Origin of the sequence: Dermabacter sp. (genome assembly GCF_032550575.1) — a bacterium.
GTDB lineage: Bacteria > Actinomycetota > Actinomycetes > Actinomycetales > Dermabacteraceae > Dermabacter > Dermabacter hominis.
In genome coordinates this window covers 420,463-438,224 of the sequence record NZ_JAWFZC010000001.1, presented here as the reverse complement: position 1 = coordinate 438,224, position 17,762 = coordinate 420,463, and the positions used below count along the sequence as shown (strand labels likewise).

Here is a 17,762-nt window from a genome sequence, read left to right as displayed (position 1 = left end):
GTTCACGGTTGGCTTTGGCTTGAAGGATCAGGTCTGTACCGGTTTTTGCGGGTGTGGGGGTTTGTCGGGGGCTGTGGTGAGTGCGCCGAGTTGTTCGAGTATCGCTTCGAAGGACCGCCGTGCGTTCTCGGCCGAGCCGGCTTCGAGCCTTTCGCGGCGCGCGCCGTCGCCTAGGATGCTGAGGAGCCTTTCGAGTGCCTCGACCTGGGCCATCCCGTTGCCGGCAACGATAAAGACGGCGAGGCGCACCTGGAGCGCTCCGGCGTCGGAATCTCCCATTGCACCGAACGCGAGTGGCTCAGCGAGCCTTGCCACCACGAGTGCGTCCTTGAGTGTGTGGGTCGTGTCAGCGTGGGGTATCGCGACGGGCGGTTCGAGCGGGAGGCCGGTGGGGTAGAGCTGCTCGCGCGCGAGTACGGCCCCGACCCACGATGACGTCACGCATCCGTCGGCCTCGAGATGACTCGCTACGAACCGGGTGAGCGAGGCGAAGCTCGTGCCCTCGCCTTTCGGGACGTCGAGCACGTATAGGCGTGGCCGCGTCACCGCCAGGGTGCCTTCACGATGTCCCCGACGTACTCGAGGGTGAGCGCGAGCTCGCCCTCCTCGTCGGTCTGTTCGAGGTCCACGATCGCCTGCATCACGAAGTCGTTATCGCCTTCGGGATCGACGATGGTCTGCGTGACGAGCCAACGCTTCGACTCTTGCTCGAGGCGGAGGTACTGGCGGGCGCGGGCGCGATCCTCGATCACGACGTGATCGTGCGCGTCGTAGAAGTCGTCCATGGCTTCGCCCCAGCGATCCGCGTCCCACCCACTCGCGCCATCGAGTTCACCGAGTTGCTCCTCGCGCTCGAACGCGAAGTCTTCCACTCGTCGCCACATCGCGGCGCGCACCATTTGCGTGAGCACTTTGGTCTGCGCGCTCAGATTGCGTGGCGAATCGGGGCGTACTTCGCTCGCGGCATCCGCATCGCTGTCGGGGTTGGTGAGCGCTTCCCACTCATCCAGCAGGGACGAATCGACGCCGCGCACGAGCACTCCGAGCCACTCGATCACATCCTCGAGCTCTTCGGTGCGGAGCTCGACGGGAAGCGTGCGTTTGAGGGCCTGGTACGCGTCGGAAAGGTAGCGAAGCACGATGCCCTCGGAGCGCATGAGCTTGTAGCGCGAGACGAATTCGCTGAACGTCGCGCCCGTTTCGTAGAACTCGCGCACGATCCTTTTCGGCGAAAGGTCGTGCACGTTGATCCACGGCCTGTTTCTCGCGTAGATCTCGAGGGCTGCGGTGAGTTCTTCTTCGAGCGGCTTTGGCCAGGTCACTTCGTCGAGCCGGGCCATGCGCTCGGTGTAGTCGACCCCGTCAGCCTTGAGTTCGCCCAGAAGCGCGCTCTTGGCGGCGTTTTGCTGAGCGAGGAGAATCTGGAAGGGGTCCTCGAGGATCGCCTCGATGATCGAAACCGAGTCCATCGTGAGAGTCGGGGAGTCCTCGTCGAGAATATCGAGGGCTGCGATCGCGAATGCGGCGAGCGGCTGGTTCATCTGGAAGTCCCACTGCAGGTCGTCCACGAGCGTCACCGTCCGGCCAAGGTGGTCCGGCTCCTCGCGCACCGTGATGATCTCCGCCTCCTTGAGGCCGCGGAAAAGTTCGAGGGCGCGGCGCTTGAGCGCGAATTTTTGGGCGCGGCTTTGGTGGCTTTCGTCGATGAGGTGCTGCGCTGCTTTGAGAGCGCTTCCGGGGCGAGAGATCAGCGCGAGGAGGATCGCGCTCGTCATCGCCATGTGCGGCTTCAGTTCCGACGGTTGCTCTTCACTCAGCTTCCTGAGGTTGTCCTCGGTCCAGTTCACCCGGCCCTCGGGGATGCGCATTTTCGGCTCGCGCTGCTTCTTTTTCTTCGCATTATTGGGGGTAGCGCCGCGTTCGGCACGCTTCGCGAAACGTTCTTTTTCTTTTTCGAACTCGACGGTCCACTCGGGAGCCTGGACGACGACGTGGCCCACGGTGTCGTAGCCCGCGCGTCCCGCCCGGCCAGCGATTTGGAGGAACTCGCGTGTATTGAGAAGACGCTGACGGCGGCCATCGAACTTCGCGAGCCCCGTCATGAGAACCGTGCGGATCGGAACGTTAATCCCCACCCCGAGGGTGTCGGTGCCCGCGATGACCTTGAGCAGCCCCGACTGGGCGAGTCGCTCAACGAGGCGGCGATACTTCGGGAGCATGCCGGCGTGGTGAACGCCGATACCCTCGCGCACGAGCTTCGAGAGGATCGAGCCAAAGCCGCGCGAGAAGCGGAAATCACCGATGAGCTCGCGGATCTTGTCTTTTTCCTCGCGCGTAAGAATCTTCGTGCCGAGCAGGTGCTGTGCCTGTTCGAGTGCGTCTTTCTGGGTGAAATGGACGATGTAGACGGGCGCGTCGCGGTTGTCGAGGATCTCTGTGATCGTCTCGGGAAGGTCGGTCGTCGCCCAACGGAAATCGAGGGGAACGGGGCGTTCGGCCCCCGCGATCGTACTCACGCTCCTGCCTGTGCGCGTCTCGAGGTCCTTTTCGAAGAAGGTCACGTCACCGAGGGTCGCGCTCATGAGCACGAACTGCGTGCGCGGGAGCTCGATCAGAGGCACCTGCCAGGCCCAGCCGCGCTGCGAATCGTCGTAGAAGTGGAACTCATCCATGACGACGAGGCCGATATCGCTCGTCTCACCGTCGCGAAGCGCATGATTCGCGAGAATCTCAGCCGTGCACACGATGATCGGGGCCTCGTGGTTCACGGACGAATCGCCCGTCATCATGCCGACGTTCTCAGCCCCAAACATCGAGACGATCTCGAAGAACTTCTCGCTCACGAGCGCCTTAATCGGGGCGGTGTAGTACGCGGTTTCTCCGCGCGCCATCGCGGCGTAGAGCGCCGCGTAAGCAATCGTTGTCTTTCCCGAGCCGGTGGGCGTCGCGGCAATCACGTGGTCGCCAGCGGCGATCGCGAGGAGCGCCTCCTCTTGATGGGAGTAGAGGGTGCGGCCAACCTCGGCTTGCGCCGCGATGAAACCCTCGACGATCGCATCCTCGCTCGAGGACGTGGGGAGAAAGTCGTGAAGAAGTGGCATGCCCCCATTGTGGCAGCCCCGCCCGGGCCGCTGCCTATTCGGCGGCGAGATCGACGTGAGGGATCTCGAGTTCCGCGACGACCGGGAGGTGATCCGACGCGTGCGTGCGGAGGGTCTTCGCCGAGATCGGCCGAATGTCACGACTCGCGAGAATGTAGTCGATACGTCGTAACGGAATGGGAATCACGGGGTTTGTGCGGCCGAGGAAGCGCTTGGCGAGCGGGAAGCGATGCTTCGCGGCCCACACGTCTGTGAGCCCCTTCGTGAAGACGGAATAATCGCGCGCATGCGAGGGCGCGGAATTGAGATCTCCCACGAGGACTGCGGGCTCCTCGCCCGCGAATGCGACCTCGCGCGCGGCTCGGAACTGCGCGCGTCTGGTCCGCCCCGGGCCGAGTGCGAGATGCGTGACGGCGAACGAGAAGGGGGTTCCATCGGCATCGATGCGTGTGCGTAGCACCGCACGGCGTTCGATCAGTCGGTTTTCGGGAAGACGTGCGAGGTGCGAGTCGACAATCGGGTACGAGGACAGCACCGCGATCCCGTACTGCCTGCGCGTGCTAAGCCCCACCCGCTCCGCGGAACGGCGCGACGGCTCAAGATCGATCGTGGGGGCGAACTGGGCGTGCATGTGGAGGCGGTCTGCGAGCCACGCTGCCTGATCCACGAAGTCTGAGCGCGTCCCGAAGAATCGGTCGACCTCCTGCAGGCCGATCACATCGGCCTCGAGCGACTCGAGGGCGTAAGCGGTCGCGTCGAGATCGAGAACGTTGCGGGAATTAGCGCCGTGATGAATGTTGAACGTGGCGACGCGGACGCGCGCAGTGCGTGGGGACGTGGACGGGGAAGCAGGCATACATCTATTGTGCCGCGAAACGTCGAAGAATAATGGTGTTTGGGAGACTTAGCTCGCGCAGGGGCGAGAAGACTTAGCAAATAGAGGCACGAGAGGTTCCACGGCGGCGAGGATCCGCGTGCGCAGCGCATCCGAACGATCGGCGAGAAGCCGCTGGCGCCGCACGTACTCGCGCTTACCCTCCTCAGTCTCGATGGGCACGATCCCGTATCCGTATCCTCGGCAGTCGTACGGGGAGGCCTCCATATCGAGAATCCTCAAATCCAGGGCGTGCTCGAAGCAGTCAAGTGCGATATCGCTCGGCAGCAGCGGCGCGAGCTTCATCGACCACTTGTACAGGTCCATACCCACGTGAAGGCACGCCGGGTCATCCCTCATGGGCTGACTCTCGCGAGTGGGGCGCGAGGCATTGAGCGGAGCCGCCTGCGGCGTAAAGAAACGAAACGCGTCGATATGCGAGCACACGAGACGGTTCTCTTCAACCACGCGGTTTGTTTCCTCGGCGCTCAGTCGCAAGGGAAGCGATTCATGCCGCTTCTCGCCCGGCCCGAGGCGGTACACCATCGCCCATTCGTGAAGACCAAAACACGAAAAATTCCCGGGCTTTTCGGCAAAACTCGAGTTGGACAGCAATCGGTGAATCCAGTAGGCGGCATCGCCTCGCTCGCGTGCAAATCGCTCGAGGTCCGCCGCGCGCACCGCACCCGAAGCGCCGCCCGATTGGAGCTGCATGTCGCTATACCAGCGCCGGCAGCCGTCGGAATCGACATCCCCAACCCCGCTGTGTGCCTGATCCGCCGAGGCTTCGTAACCCACCTGCCAGCCCGGATGCCAGCGCCGAAGCTGCCCCGGGCTGAAGGGGTAGTACGTGTGCAGAAAATCCTCGATCGGGTGCTTCTCGCCGCGTGCCTTTCGCTCTCGGTGCGGGGCGCTCAAACGATCCGCGCGTGCCTCGTGCTCCTCGCGTGCATGCATCGCTTCTTCCGCCGACATCACGGCGACGAAGCGACCGGGGGCAGCAGGCGAGATCGATGACGAAGACGAACGCGATGAAGAAAACACTCATTGAGTTTACGTGCCGATACGTGTGGGGCGGGCTGCGCACGGGCTGCGGATGTGAAGAAAGAGTGAGGGGTGGCCAAGGGCATAGAGGCATAGCCCGTGCAAGCCAAAGCGCGCTACTAGACTGAGGGCATGCGCATTGCACGATTCACCACCGGCTCGAACCCGATGTTCGGCATCGTCCAGGAAAAGGACGGCGTGGACATGGTGTACGGAATTTCGGGAGACCCGCTGTACACCCAGATTCAACCTAACGGCACGATCCTTCCGCTCGAGGACGTCCGCCTCCTCGCCCCTGTGATCCCAAGGTCGAAGGTCGTTGGCGTTGGTAAGAACTACGCGGAGCACGCGCGCGAGATGGGCGACGAAGCTCCCGAACGCCCGCTGCTGTTCCTCAAGCCGAACACGTCGGTGATCGGTCCCAACGATCCGATCGTTTACCCCGCTGACGCCGCGGAGCTCAGCTTCGAGGCAGAGCTCGCGGTCGTCATCAAAACCCTCGCGAAAAACATCCCGGCCGAACGCGCCTCGGACGTCATCCTGGGCTACACGTGCGCGAACGATCTCACGGTGCGCGATGCCCAGCGCGAAGAGTCCCAGTGGTTCCGCGCGAAAGCCTTCGACACCTCGTGCCCGCTCGGGCCGTGGATCGAAACGGACCTTGATGCCGCGAACGCGCGCATCCGCTCGCGCGTAAACGGCGAGGTCAAACAGGACGGCACGAGCGCCGACATGCTGCGCCGCATCCCCGAGCTCATCGAGGAGATCACGCGCTCGACGACCCTTCTTCCCGGCGATGTCATCCTCACCGGCACACCCGCGGGCGTCGGGCTCGTGAACGTCGGTGACACCGTCGACATCGACATCGACGGAATTGGCACCCTCACAAACCGCATAGTGTCGCCCGAAGATCTCGAGGCCTAAGACCACATCCGGGGATCTCACCCCGCCAACCTCTCGAAGGAGAACACCCACGTGAGCGCTGAGAACATCGATCTCGCGAGCCTTCCCACCCTCGACAGCACGCGCGGCCACAGTGAGGTCCGCGTGCGTTTTTGCCCGTCGCCCACCGGCACGCCGCACATCGGCATGGTGCGCACCGCCCTGTTCAACTGGGCCTACGCGAAACGCACGGGTGGCACGCTCGTGTTCCGCATTGAGGACACCGACCAAGCGCGCGATAGCGAAGAAAGCTACAACCAGCTTCTCGAGGCGATGCGCTGGCTTGGCATCACATGGGATGAAGGCGTGGACGCGGGCGGCGAAGACGGCCCCTACCGCCAGTCGCAGCGCGGCGAGATTTACCAGGACGTCATCCAAAAGCTCAAGGACGGCGGCTATATCTACGAATCGTTTTCGACTCCCGAGGAAATCCAGCAGCGCCACATTGCCGCTGGCCGCCCGAAGGAATCGGGGTACGACGGTTTCGATCGTGACCTGACCGAAGAGCAGAAGGCAGCGTTCCGCGCCGAAGGACGTGAGCCCGTGTGGCGTGTGCGAATGCCCGATGAAGACATCACGTTCAACGACCTCGTGCGCGGCGAAATCACGTTCAAAGCCGGCTCGACCCCCGACTACGTCGTCGTGCGCGCGAACGGCCAGCCGCTCTACCCCCTCACGAACCCCGTCGACGACGCCCTCATGGGAATCACCCACATCCTGCGCGGCGAAGACATCCTCAGCTCGACGCCCCGGCAGATCGTGCTGTTCGAAGCACTCAAGAAGATCGGCATCGCGAAGTTCACGCCCGAATACGCACACCTTCCCTACGTGATGGGGGAGGGCAACAAGAAGCTCTCCAAGCGCGATCCCGAGTCGAGCCTTTTCCTCTACCGCGACGAGGGCTTCGTGCCCGAGGGAATGATCAACTATCTCTCGCTGCTTGGCTGGGGCTACAGCGGCGATCAGGACATCTTCACGCGCGAACAGTTCGTCGCGAAGTTTGATGTTGCCGACGTGAACCCGAACCCCGCCCGCGTTGACTACAAGAAGGCGCTCGCGATTAACGCCGACCACATGCGCATGCTCGACGAGGCCGAGTTCACCGAGCGCATGATCCCGTACCTCGAGAAGGCCGGGGTTGTCGAAACCCCCATCACCGAGGACCAGCGCGCCCTCCTCGCGAAGGCGACGCCACTCGTGCAGCCGCGCATGAACCTCCTCGGTGAGGCCCCGGGGATGCTGCGCTTCCTCTTCATCGACGATGCCGATCTCGTGATCGAAGAGGACGCCCTCAAGAAGCTTGGCGACGATCCCGTTTCCGTTGTGCGCCGCGCCATCGAGGTCATCGAGGAAGGCGGCAAAGAGAACTTCACGACCGCGACGCTTGAGGCGTCTCTGCGCGAAGCGATTATCGACGGCATGGGCGTCAAGCCCCGGCTCGCGTTCGGGCCGCTTCGTTCGGGCATCTCTGGCCGTCGCGTGAGCCCGCCGCTGTTTGAATCGATGGAGCTTCTCGGCTACGAATCCACGATCGCCCGCCTTTCGTCGTTCGCCGATCTGCTCGCATCCCGGTGAGCGAAGAGACGTTCGAGTACGCGACCGGGCACGGCAGCGCGCACGCCAAGACGATTCTGATCGGCGAGCACGCTGTCGTGTACGGGCATCCCGCGATCGCCTTTCCCATTACCCACTTGAGCCTCACGGCGACGGCCAGGCTTTTGCCCTATCCGGATTCGGTCAGTACTCACGCCGGACGCATCGAGGGATCCGTCTCCGCCGAGGGGTTCGGGACGATCAGCGGCTCGTACTCGCTGACCGAAGGTTTCTCGTTCGATGATCAGACCGTTCCCGGCGATGAAGTGCGTTTCGAGAGTGGCCTCACGCTCGATGTGCCCTCGTCGCGAACGGGGGAGCGGCGTGGAAAGCGGCGCATTGCAACCGTCGGCGACCCTTCCACGGGCGCGATCTACCTCGACGTCGATACGGAAGAGGCCGAGGACGAACTCGCGCAGTCGGCACTGCGGACAATTCTCAGCCACGTGGGCGAGAAGCCTGGACGCGCCGAAGTCACGGTCGAGGGAAGCATTCCCACGGCGCGCGGCCTCGGGTCGAGTGCCGCGATGGCGAGCGCGATCGCCGTTGCCGTTGCGCGCCTATACGGTCATGAACTCACGAGCGAGGAACGTTTCGAGCTCGTGCAGTTCGTCGAACGCATCGCGCATGGAACTCCGAGTGGTCTTGACGCATACCAGACCATGGCGGATGGCCCACTGTGGTTCCAAGCAGGCAAGGCGGAACCGCTCGAACTTGCTCACGCGCCGGCGCTCGTCGTGGCCGACACGGGGCTTCCCGGCCACACCCTCGACGCGGTTCGCGGCATCCGCGAACGGCGTGAACGCGATCCCCGACTCGTGGATCATGCGCTCGAGACGATCGCTTCGCTCGCGCACACCACACGCGAAGCGCTGCGTATCGGCGATATGAGCAGCGTGGGTCGCGCAATGAACGACTGCCAGGAGATTTTGACGGAGCTCGGGGTATCGCATTCGCGGCTCGAACACCTCGTGGGGGCGGCACGCGATGCAGGCGCACTCGGTGCGAAGCTCACGGGTGGAGGCCTGGGCGGCTGCATCATCGCCCTCGCCCCTTCTCACGGCGCTGTCCCCGCGCTTTCGCGTGCGCTTTCGGCTGCCGGTGCGAAGAATGTGTGGTCAATCAACCCTGCGAGTGAGGAGAGCTCATGACCCGCGCTACCGCCGTCGCGCACCCCAATATTGCACTCGTGAAGTATTGGGGGAAAACGGATCGCGAGCTCAATCTGCCCGCGACCGGATCACTGTCGCTGACTCTCGACATATTCCCGACGACCACGACGGTCGAGGTGACGGACGATCCCCTCGACCGGGTCGTCCTCGACGGGGTTGAGCTGTCCGGTGAGGAATCTGCGCGCGTGCGCACGGTCCTTAATCGTGTGCGTGAGCTCGCGGGCTCGGGGGCGCACGCACACGTCACCTCCACGAACACGGTTCCGACGGCTGCCGGGCTCGCCTCGAGCGCGGCCGCTTTCGCGGCGCTCGCGAAGGCTTCGAGTGTCGCGTACGGGCTTTCGCTGAGCGATGCGGAGCTTTCGCGCCTCGCGCGCCGCGGCTCCGGATCGGCATGCCGCTCAATTTTCGGCGGGCTCGCGCGCTGGAATAAAGGCACGAGTGACGACACGAGTATTGCCGAGCCCCTCGAGTGGAGCGGCGAGCCTCTTTCGATGGTCGTCGCGGTCATCTCGAGCGCGCGCAAGAAGATCGGCAGCCGCGCCGGCATGAACCACACCGTGGAGACCTCTCCCTATTTCGAGGGATGGGTTTCGTCGAACGCCGTGCTTCTGGAGCGCGCGTCGCGCGCCGTGCACGATGCGGATTTCACGAGCCTCGGCGAGATCGCGGAGATGAGCGCCCTTCGCATGCACGCCTCGATGCTCGGCGCGGAGCCGCCTGTGCGATACCTGACGGGCACGAGCTTCGCGATGATCGATGCGGTCCAGGAGCTGCGAGAGCAGGGGATCGAGGCATACGCGAGCGCCGATGCCGGACCCAACGTGAAGATTCTGTGTCGCTCGCGCGAGGCCGCTCTCGTTGCCGAGCGCCTGCGTGAGAGGATCGAAGACGTGAAGATGCATGTTGCGAACGCCGGCCCCGGTGCTTACCTCCTCGATGAGGGTGAGCGCCCGAGCGAAGCATGAGCGCTTTCGAATTCCGCGCCCCGGGAAAGCTTTTCGTCGCTGGCGAGTACGGGGTTGTGCGCGCCGGTAATCCCGCGGTGTTGATCGCCGTGGATCGCGCGGTCACGGCCCGCGTGAGTCCCGTGCGTCGCGCCTTCGGCGTGCGCGTCGCGAGCGAGCAGTGGGGCGAAGAGCGCGACTACGCTCCCGTGATTGCCGAGGCACCAGCATCCGAGCAACCGCGAGAACCTATTTTCCGCGCTCTCGACGTTTTCGTGGAGTATTACGGGCCTCTGCCCGCCCTTGATATTCACGTGTCGTCGACGCTTGATGACAGCGACGGTCGCAAGTATGGCTTTGGCTCTTCCGGCGCCGTTGTCGTCGCGACTATTGGCGCCACGGCTCGCGCCCTCAACATCGCTCTCAGCCCGCGAGAGCTTTTTAAACTTTCGGCCCTCGCCGTCCTCGACGGCAATGTGCGCGCCTCGTGTGCAGATGTCGCCACGAGTGTGCTCGGTGGCTGGGTCCTGTACCGATCATTCGATCGGGAGGCGGTGCGCGATCTGCGCGCACGCGAAGGCGTCAAGAGTGCGCTCGCCGCGCAGTGGCCGGGCCTTGCTCTTGAGTCTCTCGACGTGCCACACGCACTCGAGACCGTCATCGGCTGGAGCGGTGCGCCTGCGTCGACCCGCTCGCTCGTAGCGCAAGTCGACGATGCTGCCGGCGCGGGACGCATCGACTTCGAAGCATTCGCGCGCGAGAACGCTGCGCATGTGGAGCGTTTCGTTGAGGCGGTGCGCACGGGCTCGACGATTGACGCCATGCGCGTGCTCGAGTGCGTCCTCGCTCAATTGCGTGATCTCGACGCTGCGGCAGGAGGAAGCGAGGGGCCGCTCGGCATCGAAACGCCAGAGCTGCGCGCTATGACTGAGATCGCCGTCGCACACGGTGCCGCCGCAAAACTCTCGGGAGCTGGCGGCGGGGACTGCGTTCTTGCCCTCGCCCCGAATGCCGACGTCGCGACCGCGGTGAGACAAGCCTGGCGGCGAGCGGGAATGATCGCGCTCAACGTGGGCGTAGAACCGTCGGACCTCCACGCCCGCACACATGTGACGACCGAAAAGCAAGGAAGCGCCCATGAGTAGTTCCCGCAAAGACGATCACGTTCGACTTGCGATGGAGCAAGAGACCGCCCACCGCCGCTCACGGGACTTCGATGACGTGCGCGTGCTTCATCACGCCCTGAGCGCCGTCAATGTCGAGACCGTGAGCCTCGAGGTTGAAATAAGAGAGCGCACGTGGCCTCTGCCGTTCTACATCAACGGCATGACCGGCGGTAGCGAGTTCACCGGCAAGATTAATCAGGCACTCGCGATCGCCGCTGCGGACACGGGTATCGCGATGGCCTCAGGGTCCATGAGCGCCTACTTCAAAGATCCATCGTGCGCGCCGAGCTTCACCGTTCTTCGTGACGAAAACCCACACGGCTTCCTCATGGCGAACCTTTCAGCGAACGCAAGCCCCGAGCAGGCCTGCGAAGCGGTCGAGCTCATCGACGCCGATGCACTTCAAATCCATGTGAATGCCGTCCAAGAAATCGTGATGCCCGAGGGAGATCGCGAATTCGAGCACTGGGCCCAGCACATCGAGGCGATCGCACGGGCCGTCGATGTTCCCGTGATCGTGAAGGAGGTGGGCTTCGGGATGACGGGGGCTAGCGTACGCACGCTGTCCTCGCTCGGTGTTGCCTTTGTGGACGTGGCTGGCAATGGTGGCACTGACTTCGCACGCATCGAGAGCGCGCGCCGCACCGATCAGTTCTCCCACCTCAATGGCTGGGGTCAAAGCGCCGTCGAAAGCCTGATCGATGCGCGCGGGGCGTCGCGCGACACGGGGCTCCCGCTTCTCGCGAGCGGAGGAGTTCGCACGAGCCTCGATGTCCTCAAATGCCTCGCGCTAGGGGCGAAGGCCGTGGGAGTCGCGGGCGGTTTTCTCGCGATCGTGCGCGATCACGGACCCGATGCGCTCATTGGTGAAATCCGAACGTGGAAAGAGCAACTGCGGTCGATGATGGCGCTCGTGGGCGCTCGAAACGTCGACGCGCTCACGCGCACAGACCTCGTGCTCTCGGGGCGCGTGCGCGAGTACGCGGAAGCGAGAGGCATCGATCTTTCCCCCTACGCGCGGCGCAGCGGAACGGCGAATGGAGGCACTCATGAGTGACACACGCGAGCAGGGCGCTTTCGCGCAGATTCCCATGAAATGGCTCGGTCCCCTGAGGATCAGCGGAAACGTGGCCGAAGGCGAGGTCGAGGTCCCCCTCGCCACCTACGAGACGACCCTGTTTCCCTCGGTCAAGCGTGGGGCGACGGTATCCCGGCTCGTCGAGGGCGGAATCCGCACGACCCTCGTTGACGAGCGCATGACCCGCTCGATTCTTTTTGAAGCAGATTCGGCGGCCGATGCCTACGACTCGGCGAGGCGCGTGTGCGCGGATCTGTCCTCGCTTCAGGAGGTTGTTGCCGGTACGAGCCGCTTTGCGCGCCTGATCGATATCGCCCCCGAGATCGTCGGTAATCTCCTGTATCTTCGCCTCGAGTTCCTCACGGGCGATGCTGCTGGCCACAACATGGTGACCCTCGCCGCGGACGCCCTCATGGCGCACATCGCGAACCGCGAGAGTGCTTTGCGATACGCGAGCATCTCCGGCAACTACTGCACCGACAAGAAAACCTCGGCCGTGAACGGAATTCGAGGGCGCGGCAAGAATGTGATCGCGGAGATCGTCCTTCCCGAAGAGGTTTTGCGCCGGCGACTGCGCACAAGCGCCGAACGTATGGCGGACCTCAACGTGCGCAAGAACCTTGTGGGTGGCATCGCCGCAGGCTCCCTCAGGAGTGCCAATGCACACTACGCCAACATGCTGCTCGGGTTCTATCTCGCGACAGGCCAGGACGCCGCAAACATCGTTGAAGGCAGCCAGGGCATCACGCACACCGAACGCCGGGGCCGAGACGGCGAGGACCTGTATTTCTCGTGCACGATCCCGCATCTCATTGTCGGGTCCGTGGGCAACGGCAAAGGGCTTGATTTCGTGAGTGACAATCTCGCGCGACTGGGATGCCGCGAGGAACGCGAGCCGGGGGAGAACGCCCGACGTCTCGCGGGAATCGCCGCCGCAACAGTCCTATGCGGCGAGCTCTCGCTCATGGCCGCGCAGACCAATCCCGGCGAGCTCATGGCCGCCCACGTCCAGTTTGAAAGGAGTTCGCGATGACGCACGCGATCGGCATCACCGATATCTCAGCGGCGACGACCTCGCTCTTCTTCCCCCTCACTTCGCTCGCCGAAGCACAAGGCACGAGTCCCGGCAAGTATTTGCGCGGAATTGGCCAACATGAGATGAGCGTGCCGGGCGACGACGAAGACATTGTCACTCTCGCGGCCCGGGCGGCTGCGCCCATTATCGAGCGCCACGGCACCGAGGAGATCCGCACGCTCGTGCTCGCGACAGAGACAGGCATCGACCAGTCGAAAGCGGCGGGCATCTACGCGCACGAACTCCTCGGCCTCGAGCACAATGTCCGAGTCGTCGAGCTCAAAGAGGCATGCTATTCGGCAACCGCAGCACTCCAGTTTGCGCTCGGAATCGTGGCGCGCAACCCCGATGAAAAAGTTCTCGTGATCGCGAGCGACATTGCCCGGTACGAGCTTGATTCGAGTGGTGAGGCAACCCAGGGGGCGGGTGCGCTAGCGATGCTCGTGAGCGCTGACCCCGCGATCATGGCAATCGAGCCCGCTTCGGGTCTTTTCACCGAAAACGTCCATGACTTCTGGCGTCCCAATGACCGCACGACCGCCCTCGTCGACGGCCGTTTCTCCGTGACCGTCTACTTGCGCGCCGTGACAGAGGCATACGACGACTACGTGCGCCGCGGGGGAGCGGAGTTCTCCTCCATCGCGCGCATGTGCTTCCACCAGCCGTTCACCAAGATGGCGGCGAAGGCCATGCAGACCCTCGCGAAGCACGCGGGCGCCCAGTCGGTCGCGAGCGCCGTGTCCTCACTTGAGGAGACCATGATTCACAACCGCCGCCTCGGCAATACGTACACGGCATCGGTGTACATGGGGCTCTTGTCACTTCTCGAGAACGCCGAGCTTCGTGCAGGCGAGCGGATTGGAATCTTCAGCTACGGCTCGGGCGCGGTCGCCGAGTTTTTCGCCGGCACGCTCGTCGAAGGGTATCGCGAGCATGTGCGCCCAGGTGCGCTCACGGCCCAGCTCGATGCGCGCCGAGAAATCGGCTATGAGGAGTATCGCGAACGGCACATTCGCGCGGATCGCACGGGCGATTATGAAACGCGTGTGGAGGGTGAGGGCCCATTCCGTTTGGCGGGTGTGCGCGAGTCGGTTCGGGTGTACGAAATAGCTTGAAAACAGGGTCCGACGGTTGCAGGGCCAGCGCCGGAATCCTATTCGTGTGAAAGCTTCCACAAAGGGCGCAGGAAAAGTTGCCGGGGCTTTCGCGCTGGACTACTGTTGTATTTCGTTCGGCTCGCCGGGCAAAACCCTTGGGGTATGGTGTAATTGGCAACACGGCTGATTCTGGTTCAGTTGTTCTAGGTTCGAGTCCTGGTACCCCAGCGATGCAGGTCACACGGCCTGGATTTGGAAACAGCCAGCAGCTTTGCTAAAGTTTCTAAGGCCTCATTGAGGCAAGGCCCCGTTCGTCTAGCGGCCTAGGACGTCGCCCTCTCACGGCGGTAACACCGGTTCAAATCCGGTACGGGGTACAGAGCGAAAGCCCGACCACTTCGGTGGTCGGGCTTTTTCGTACCCGGGACCTTTCCGGCGTATCCTTAAAGCGAGCAGGGAGTTTGGCTCACAAAAGCGTGAGCCCGGCCGTGGAAGGAAGAAAACCATGAGTGCAAATGAAGGCCGGATCGTTGTCGGCGTCGAAGACACCGAGGAATCCGATCACGCAATCCGCTGGGCGGCGCACAATGCCCTCGCCCTGAATAAGCCCCTGCATCTTGTGCACGCATTCGTGTGGCCGCTCATGGGGGTCGATGTCGATCCCGTTCCCGGCGTGAGTGGGTCGGGCCTCAAGGTCGCCGCGCAGCGCTTGCTCGATGAAGCGGCTCAGATCGCCCACGAAGTTGCCCCCGGCTGCGAGGTGACGACCCAGATTGTCGATGGCCGCGCGGTGGACGTGCTCATTCAGCAGTCAGCGACCGCAGATGCGCTCGTGGTCGGCTCGCGCGGGCTCGGTCGCTTCCTCTCGCTCATTGTGGGATCGACCAGTTCGGCGCTCCTCACACGCTCGAAATGTTCGATCGTTGTCGTTCGCGGCGATATTGCCGCAGATGGCCCCGTTGCGGTGTTTTACGACGGTGGGACGGCCTTTGAGTGCGCGCTCGAGCGCGCCGCCGAGTTTGCGAAGGTGTACGGCACCGGCGTCCGCGTTATTCCCTCGATCGTGATTCCCGAGGAGAGATGGGCGGGCATTCTCGAGAGCGCTCAACGTCACTTGCGCGAGGTTGCGCCCGAGGTGGACGTGGAGATCACCGAGTACGGTCGCCAGCACACGGCGAAAGAGTTGATCCGCCGCAGCGAGGGCACGAGGCTTATCGTTGCGAACGCGCGCGGCAAGCACGGGGAACTTGAGCGTCAGCCCGTCGTGTCGAATACCGCTTTCTTGCAGTACGCGAACACCCCCGTGTGGCTCGAGAGGCAGTAAGCCACTCGAGCCCGTCCAGTGGACTTCTAGTGGCCGCCCTGGCGCACGAGTTCGCTAAGTTTCTCCGCGTAGCTCATGACGAGAGTGGCGTGGATTTTTCCGGGCTGCCGCGTCATGCGGTCGATCGGGCCCGAGATTGAGAGGGCGGCAATGACGCGGTCGCTCGGGCCCCGAACCGGCGCACTCACGGACGCAACGCCCGATTCGCGTTCGCCGACGCTTTGCGCCCACCCGCGTCTGCGCACGGCCGACAGCATTGAGGCTGTGAAGCGTGCCCCGTGAAGGCCGCGGTGGAGGCGGTCTGGCTCTTCCCAGGCGAGAAGAATCTGTGCGGCGGAACCGGCTCGCATCGTGAGCGTTGAGCCTAGTGGGACGGTATCGCGCAGGCCGCTTGGGCGCTCGGCCGTCGCGACGCACACGCGGTGTTCGGCTTGGCGACGATAGAGCTGCGCCGATTCTCCGGAGCGGTCCCTGAGCTCGGCAAGAACGGGCCCGGCGGAGGCGAGGAGGCGGTCCTCGCCAGCGGCGGCGGCGAGTTCCGTCAGGCGAGGCCCGAGGATGAAGCGACCTTGGATATCGCGCGCGACGAGCCTGTGGTGTTCGAGCGCGACCGCGAGCCGGTGAGCCGTCGGCCGGGCGAGCCCGGTTGTGCTCACGAGAGTTGCGAGCGTTGCGGGCCCCGCTTCAAGCGCGCCGAGTACCGTGGCGGCTTTGTCGATCACACCGACGCCGCTTCCCTCTTCGATCTGAATGTTCATGGAATAAGACTATCGTCTCGCGATGTGAAATGCGAGTGCTTCGCCACTGCCCCTTCGCGAAACTTGGTGCCAACGAGCCGTGCGCTTCACGCAAAGGAGCGACGCGGGGAGACGACGATCGAGGAGTCACTCACATGGCGGGAACTCTCGCGGAAAAGGTTTGGCAGGACCACGTAGTCCGCAAGGGCGAAGGCGGAGAGCCGGACCTCCTGTACATTGACCTTCACCTGCTTCACGAGGTGACCTCCCCGCAGGCATTCGAGGGGCTGCGGCTCGAGGGGCGCTCGCCGCGCCGCGTTGACCAAACCCTCGCGACGGAGGATCACAACACGCCGACCGTCGATATCGACAAACCAATTGCCGACCTCACAAGCCGCACACAGATCAACACTCTGCGTGCCAATGCCGAGGAATTCGGTGTGCGTATCCACTCGCTCGGCGACGTTGACCAGGGCATCGTCCACGTCGTGGGGCCGCAGCTCGGCCTCACGATGCCGGGAATTACGGTCGTGTGCGGCGACTCGCACACCTCGACCCACGGTGCATTCGGCGCGCTTGCCTTCGGCATCGGTACCTCCGAAGTTGAGCACGTCCTCGCGACGCAGACCCTGCCCCTCAAGCCCTTCAAGACCATGGCGATTACGGTCGAAGGATCGCTTAAACCGGGCGTGAGCGCTAAAGACATCATCCTTGCGGTCATCGCGAAGATCGGTACCGGTGGCGGGCAGGGATACGTGCTCGAATACCGCGGAGAAGCCATCCGAAACCTCTCCATGGAGGGGCGCATGACGATCTGCAACATGTCTATCGAAGCGGGTGCCCGGGCCGGCATGATCGCGCCCGACGAGACGACCTTTGAGTATGTCAAGGGACGCCCCCATGCGCCGACGGGGGAGGCGTGGGACGAAGCGGTCGAGTACTGGAAGAGCGTCAGGAGCGACGACGACGCGACCTTCGATGCCGAAGTTGTGATCAACGCCGACGAACTCGAGCCATTCGTCACGTGGGGCACGAACCCCGGTCAAGGCCTGCCGCTCTCGGGCGCCGTTCCCGCCCCAGAGGACTTCGCCGACGACAACGCGAAAGCCGCGTGCGAGCGCGCGCTCGAATACATGGACCTCGAGCCCGGGACCGCGCTCAAGGACATTCGCGTCGACACGGTCTTTATGGGCTCGTGCACGAACGGTCGAATCGAAGACCTGCGCGCTTTCACCGATGTGATCCGAGGCCGCACGAAGGATCCGAATGTTCGTGTTCTCGTCGTTCCCGGCTCGGCGCGCGTGCGACTTCAGGCCGAAGCCGAAGGACTCGACAAGGAGATCCTGGCCTTTGGCGCCGAGTGGCGAAATGCGGGATGCTCGATGTGCCTTGGCATGAACCCCGACCAGCTCGCCCCGGGGGAGCGCTCCGCCTCGACCTCGAACCGCAACTTCGAGGGGCGCCAGGGCAAGGGCGGGCGCACCCACCTCGTGTCGCCCGTCGTCGCGGCCGCGACGGCCGTGCGGGGAACCCTTTCATCACCCGCTGACCTCGACAATCTCGAACAAGCCGACGCCTCGGTGCGTGCCTGAGGGCCGCGAGGACGCTGGGA

15 protein-coding genes and 2 tRNA genes are annotated in these 17,762 nt (G+C 63.9%); 12 read left to right on the top strand and 5 right to left on the bottom strand.

The genetic code is table 11. The features are described from left to right. Positions 1–27: 27 nt before the first annotated feature. From E6X30_RS02000 to E6X30_RS01985, 4 genes are read right to left on the bottom strand one after another with little or no spacing between them, the layout of a single operon-like run. Entirely contained in the window at positions 28–546 is a 519-nt protein-coding gene (locus E6X30_RS02000) for a PTS sugar transporter subunit IIA (protein ID WP_070436153.1), read from the bottom strand. Beyond that, on the bottom strand, positions 543–3,101 hold the full coding sequence (locus E6X30_RS01995; protein WP_316335636.1) for a DUF3516 domain-containing protein: 2,559 nt from the start codon (positions 3,099–3,101) through the stop codon (positions 543–545). Before E6X30_RS01995 ends, E6X30_RS02000 begins: the two co-directional genes overlap by 4 nt. 34 nt (positions 3,102–3,135) lie before the next feature. Further along, on the bottom strand, positions 3,136–3,957 hold the full coding sequence (locus tag E6X30_RS01990; protein WP_016664763.1) for an endonuclease/exonuclease/phosphatase family protein: 822 nt from the start codon (positions 3,955–3,957) through the stop codon (positions 3,136–3,138). A 48-nt stretch (positions 3,958–4,005) separates the two neighbouring features. After that, positions 4,006–4,932 (bottom strand): hypothetical protein, encoded by a 927-nt coding sequence (locus tag E6X30_RS01985; RefSeq protein WP_016664762.1) that lies wholly within the window; start codon positions 4,930–4,932, stop codon positions 4,006–4,008. A gap of 219 nt (positions 4,933–5,151) precedes the next feature. Here E6X30_RS01985 and E6X30_RS01980 point away from each other — a divergent pair, with 219 nt between their 5' ends. The 11 genes from E6X30_RS01980 (at position 5,152) to E6X30_RS01930 (ending at position 15,413) form a co-directional block, all read left to right on the top strand. Further along, positions 5,152–5,943 carry a fumarylacetoacetate hydrolase family protein gene (locus E6X30_RS01980; protein ID WP_316335635.1) on the top strand — a complete coding sequence of 264 codons (792 nt, stop codon included), beginning with the start codon at positions 5,152–5,154 and terminating at the stop codon, positions 5,941–5,943. A gap of 51 nt (positions 5,944–5,994) precedes the next feature. After that, positions 5,995–7,536 carry a glutamate--tRNA ligase gene (gene gltX / locus E6X30_RS01975; protein WP_396334961.1) on the top strand — a complete coding sequence of 514 codons (1,542 nt, stop codon included), beginning with the start codon at positions 5,995–5,997 and terminating at the stop codon, positions 7,534–7,536. Further along, a complete protein-coding gene (gene mvk / locus E6X30_RS01970; protein WP_016664759.1) occupies positions 7,533–8,705 on the top strand; it encodes a mevalonate kinase in 1,173 nt (390 codons plus the stop codon). Before gltX ends, mvk begins: the two co-directional genes overlap by 4 nt. Then, positions 8,702–9,694: a diphosphomevalonate decarboxylase gene (mvaD, locus tag E6X30_RS01965; protein ID WP_070458420.1), complete on the top strand. Its 993-nt coding sequence runs from the start codon at positions 8,702–8,704 to the stop codon at positions 9,692–9,694. Before mvk ends, mvaD begins: the two co-directional genes overlap by 4 nt. Further along, a complete protein-coding gene (locus E6X30_RS01960; RefSeq protein ID WP_316335634.1) occupies positions 9,691–10,818 on the top strand; it encodes a phosphomevalonate kinase in 1,128 nt (375 codons plus the stop codon). Before mvaD ends, E6X30_RS01960 begins: the two co-directional genes overlap by 4 nt. Beyond that, the gene (gene fni, locus E6X30_RS01955; RefSeq protein ID WP_316335633.1) at positions 10,811–11,896 is read left to right on the top strand and encodes a type 2 isopentenyl-diphosphate Delta-isomerase; all 1,086 of its coding nucleotides are present in this window, start codon (positions 10,811–10,813) and stop codon (positions 11,894–11,896) included. Before E6X30_RS01960 ends, fni begins: the two co-directional genes overlap by 8 nt. Then, the gene (locus E6X30_RS01950; RefSeq protein ID WP_101686312.1) at positions 11,889–12,950 is read left to right on the top strand and encodes a hydroxymethylglutaryl-CoA reductase; all 1,062 of its coding nucleotides are present in this window, start codon (positions 11,889–11,891) and stop codon (positions 12,948–12,950) included. Before fni ends, E6X30_RS01950 begins: the two co-directional genes overlap by 8 nt. Next, positions 12,947–14,107, top strand: a complete 1,161-nt coding sequence (locus tag E6X30_RS01945) for a hydroxymethylglutaryl-CoA synthase (protein WP_016664754.1) — start codon at positions 12,947–12,949, stop codon at positions 14,105–14,107. Before E6X30_RS01950 ends, E6X30_RS01945 begins: the two co-directional genes overlap by 4 nt. A 138-nt stretch (positions 14,108–14,245) precedes the next feature. Next, a tRNA-Gln gene (locus tag E6X30_RS01940) sits at positions 14,246–14,317 on the top strand. Positions 14,318–14,393: 76 nt separating this feature from the next. Next, a tRNA-Glu gene (locus E6X30_RS01935) sits at positions 14,394–14,466 on the top strand. Between the two features lie 128 nt (positions 14,467–14,594). Beyond that, on the top strand, positions 14,595–15,413 hold the full coding sequence (locus E6X30_RS01930; RefSeq protein ID WP_316335632.1) for a universal stress protein: 819 nt from the start codon (positions 14,595–14,597) through the stop codon (positions 15,411–15,413). 26 nt (positions 15,414–15,439) lie between these two features. On the opposite strand, the gene E6X30_RS01925 is transcribed toward E6X30_RS01930, so the two are convergent. Further along, positions 15,440–16,159, bottom strand: a complete 720-nt coding sequence (locus tag E6X30_RS01925; protein WP_040387009.1) for an IclR family transcriptional regulator — start codon at positions 16,157–16,159, stop codon at positions 15,440–15,442. A 146-nt stretch (positions 16,160–16,305) separates the two neighbouring features. Between E6X30_RS01925 and leuC the strand changes: the two genes are divergently transcribed. Continuing rightward, positions 16,306–17,742 carry a 3-isopropylmalate dehydratase large subunit gene (gene leuC, locus E6X30_RS01920; protein ID WP_316335631.1) on the top strand — a complete coding sequence of 479 codons (1,437 nt, stop codon included), beginning with the start codon at positions 16,306–16,308 and terminating at the stop codon, positions 17,740–17,742. The last annotated feature ends 20 nt before the right edge of the window (positions 17,743–17,762 follow it).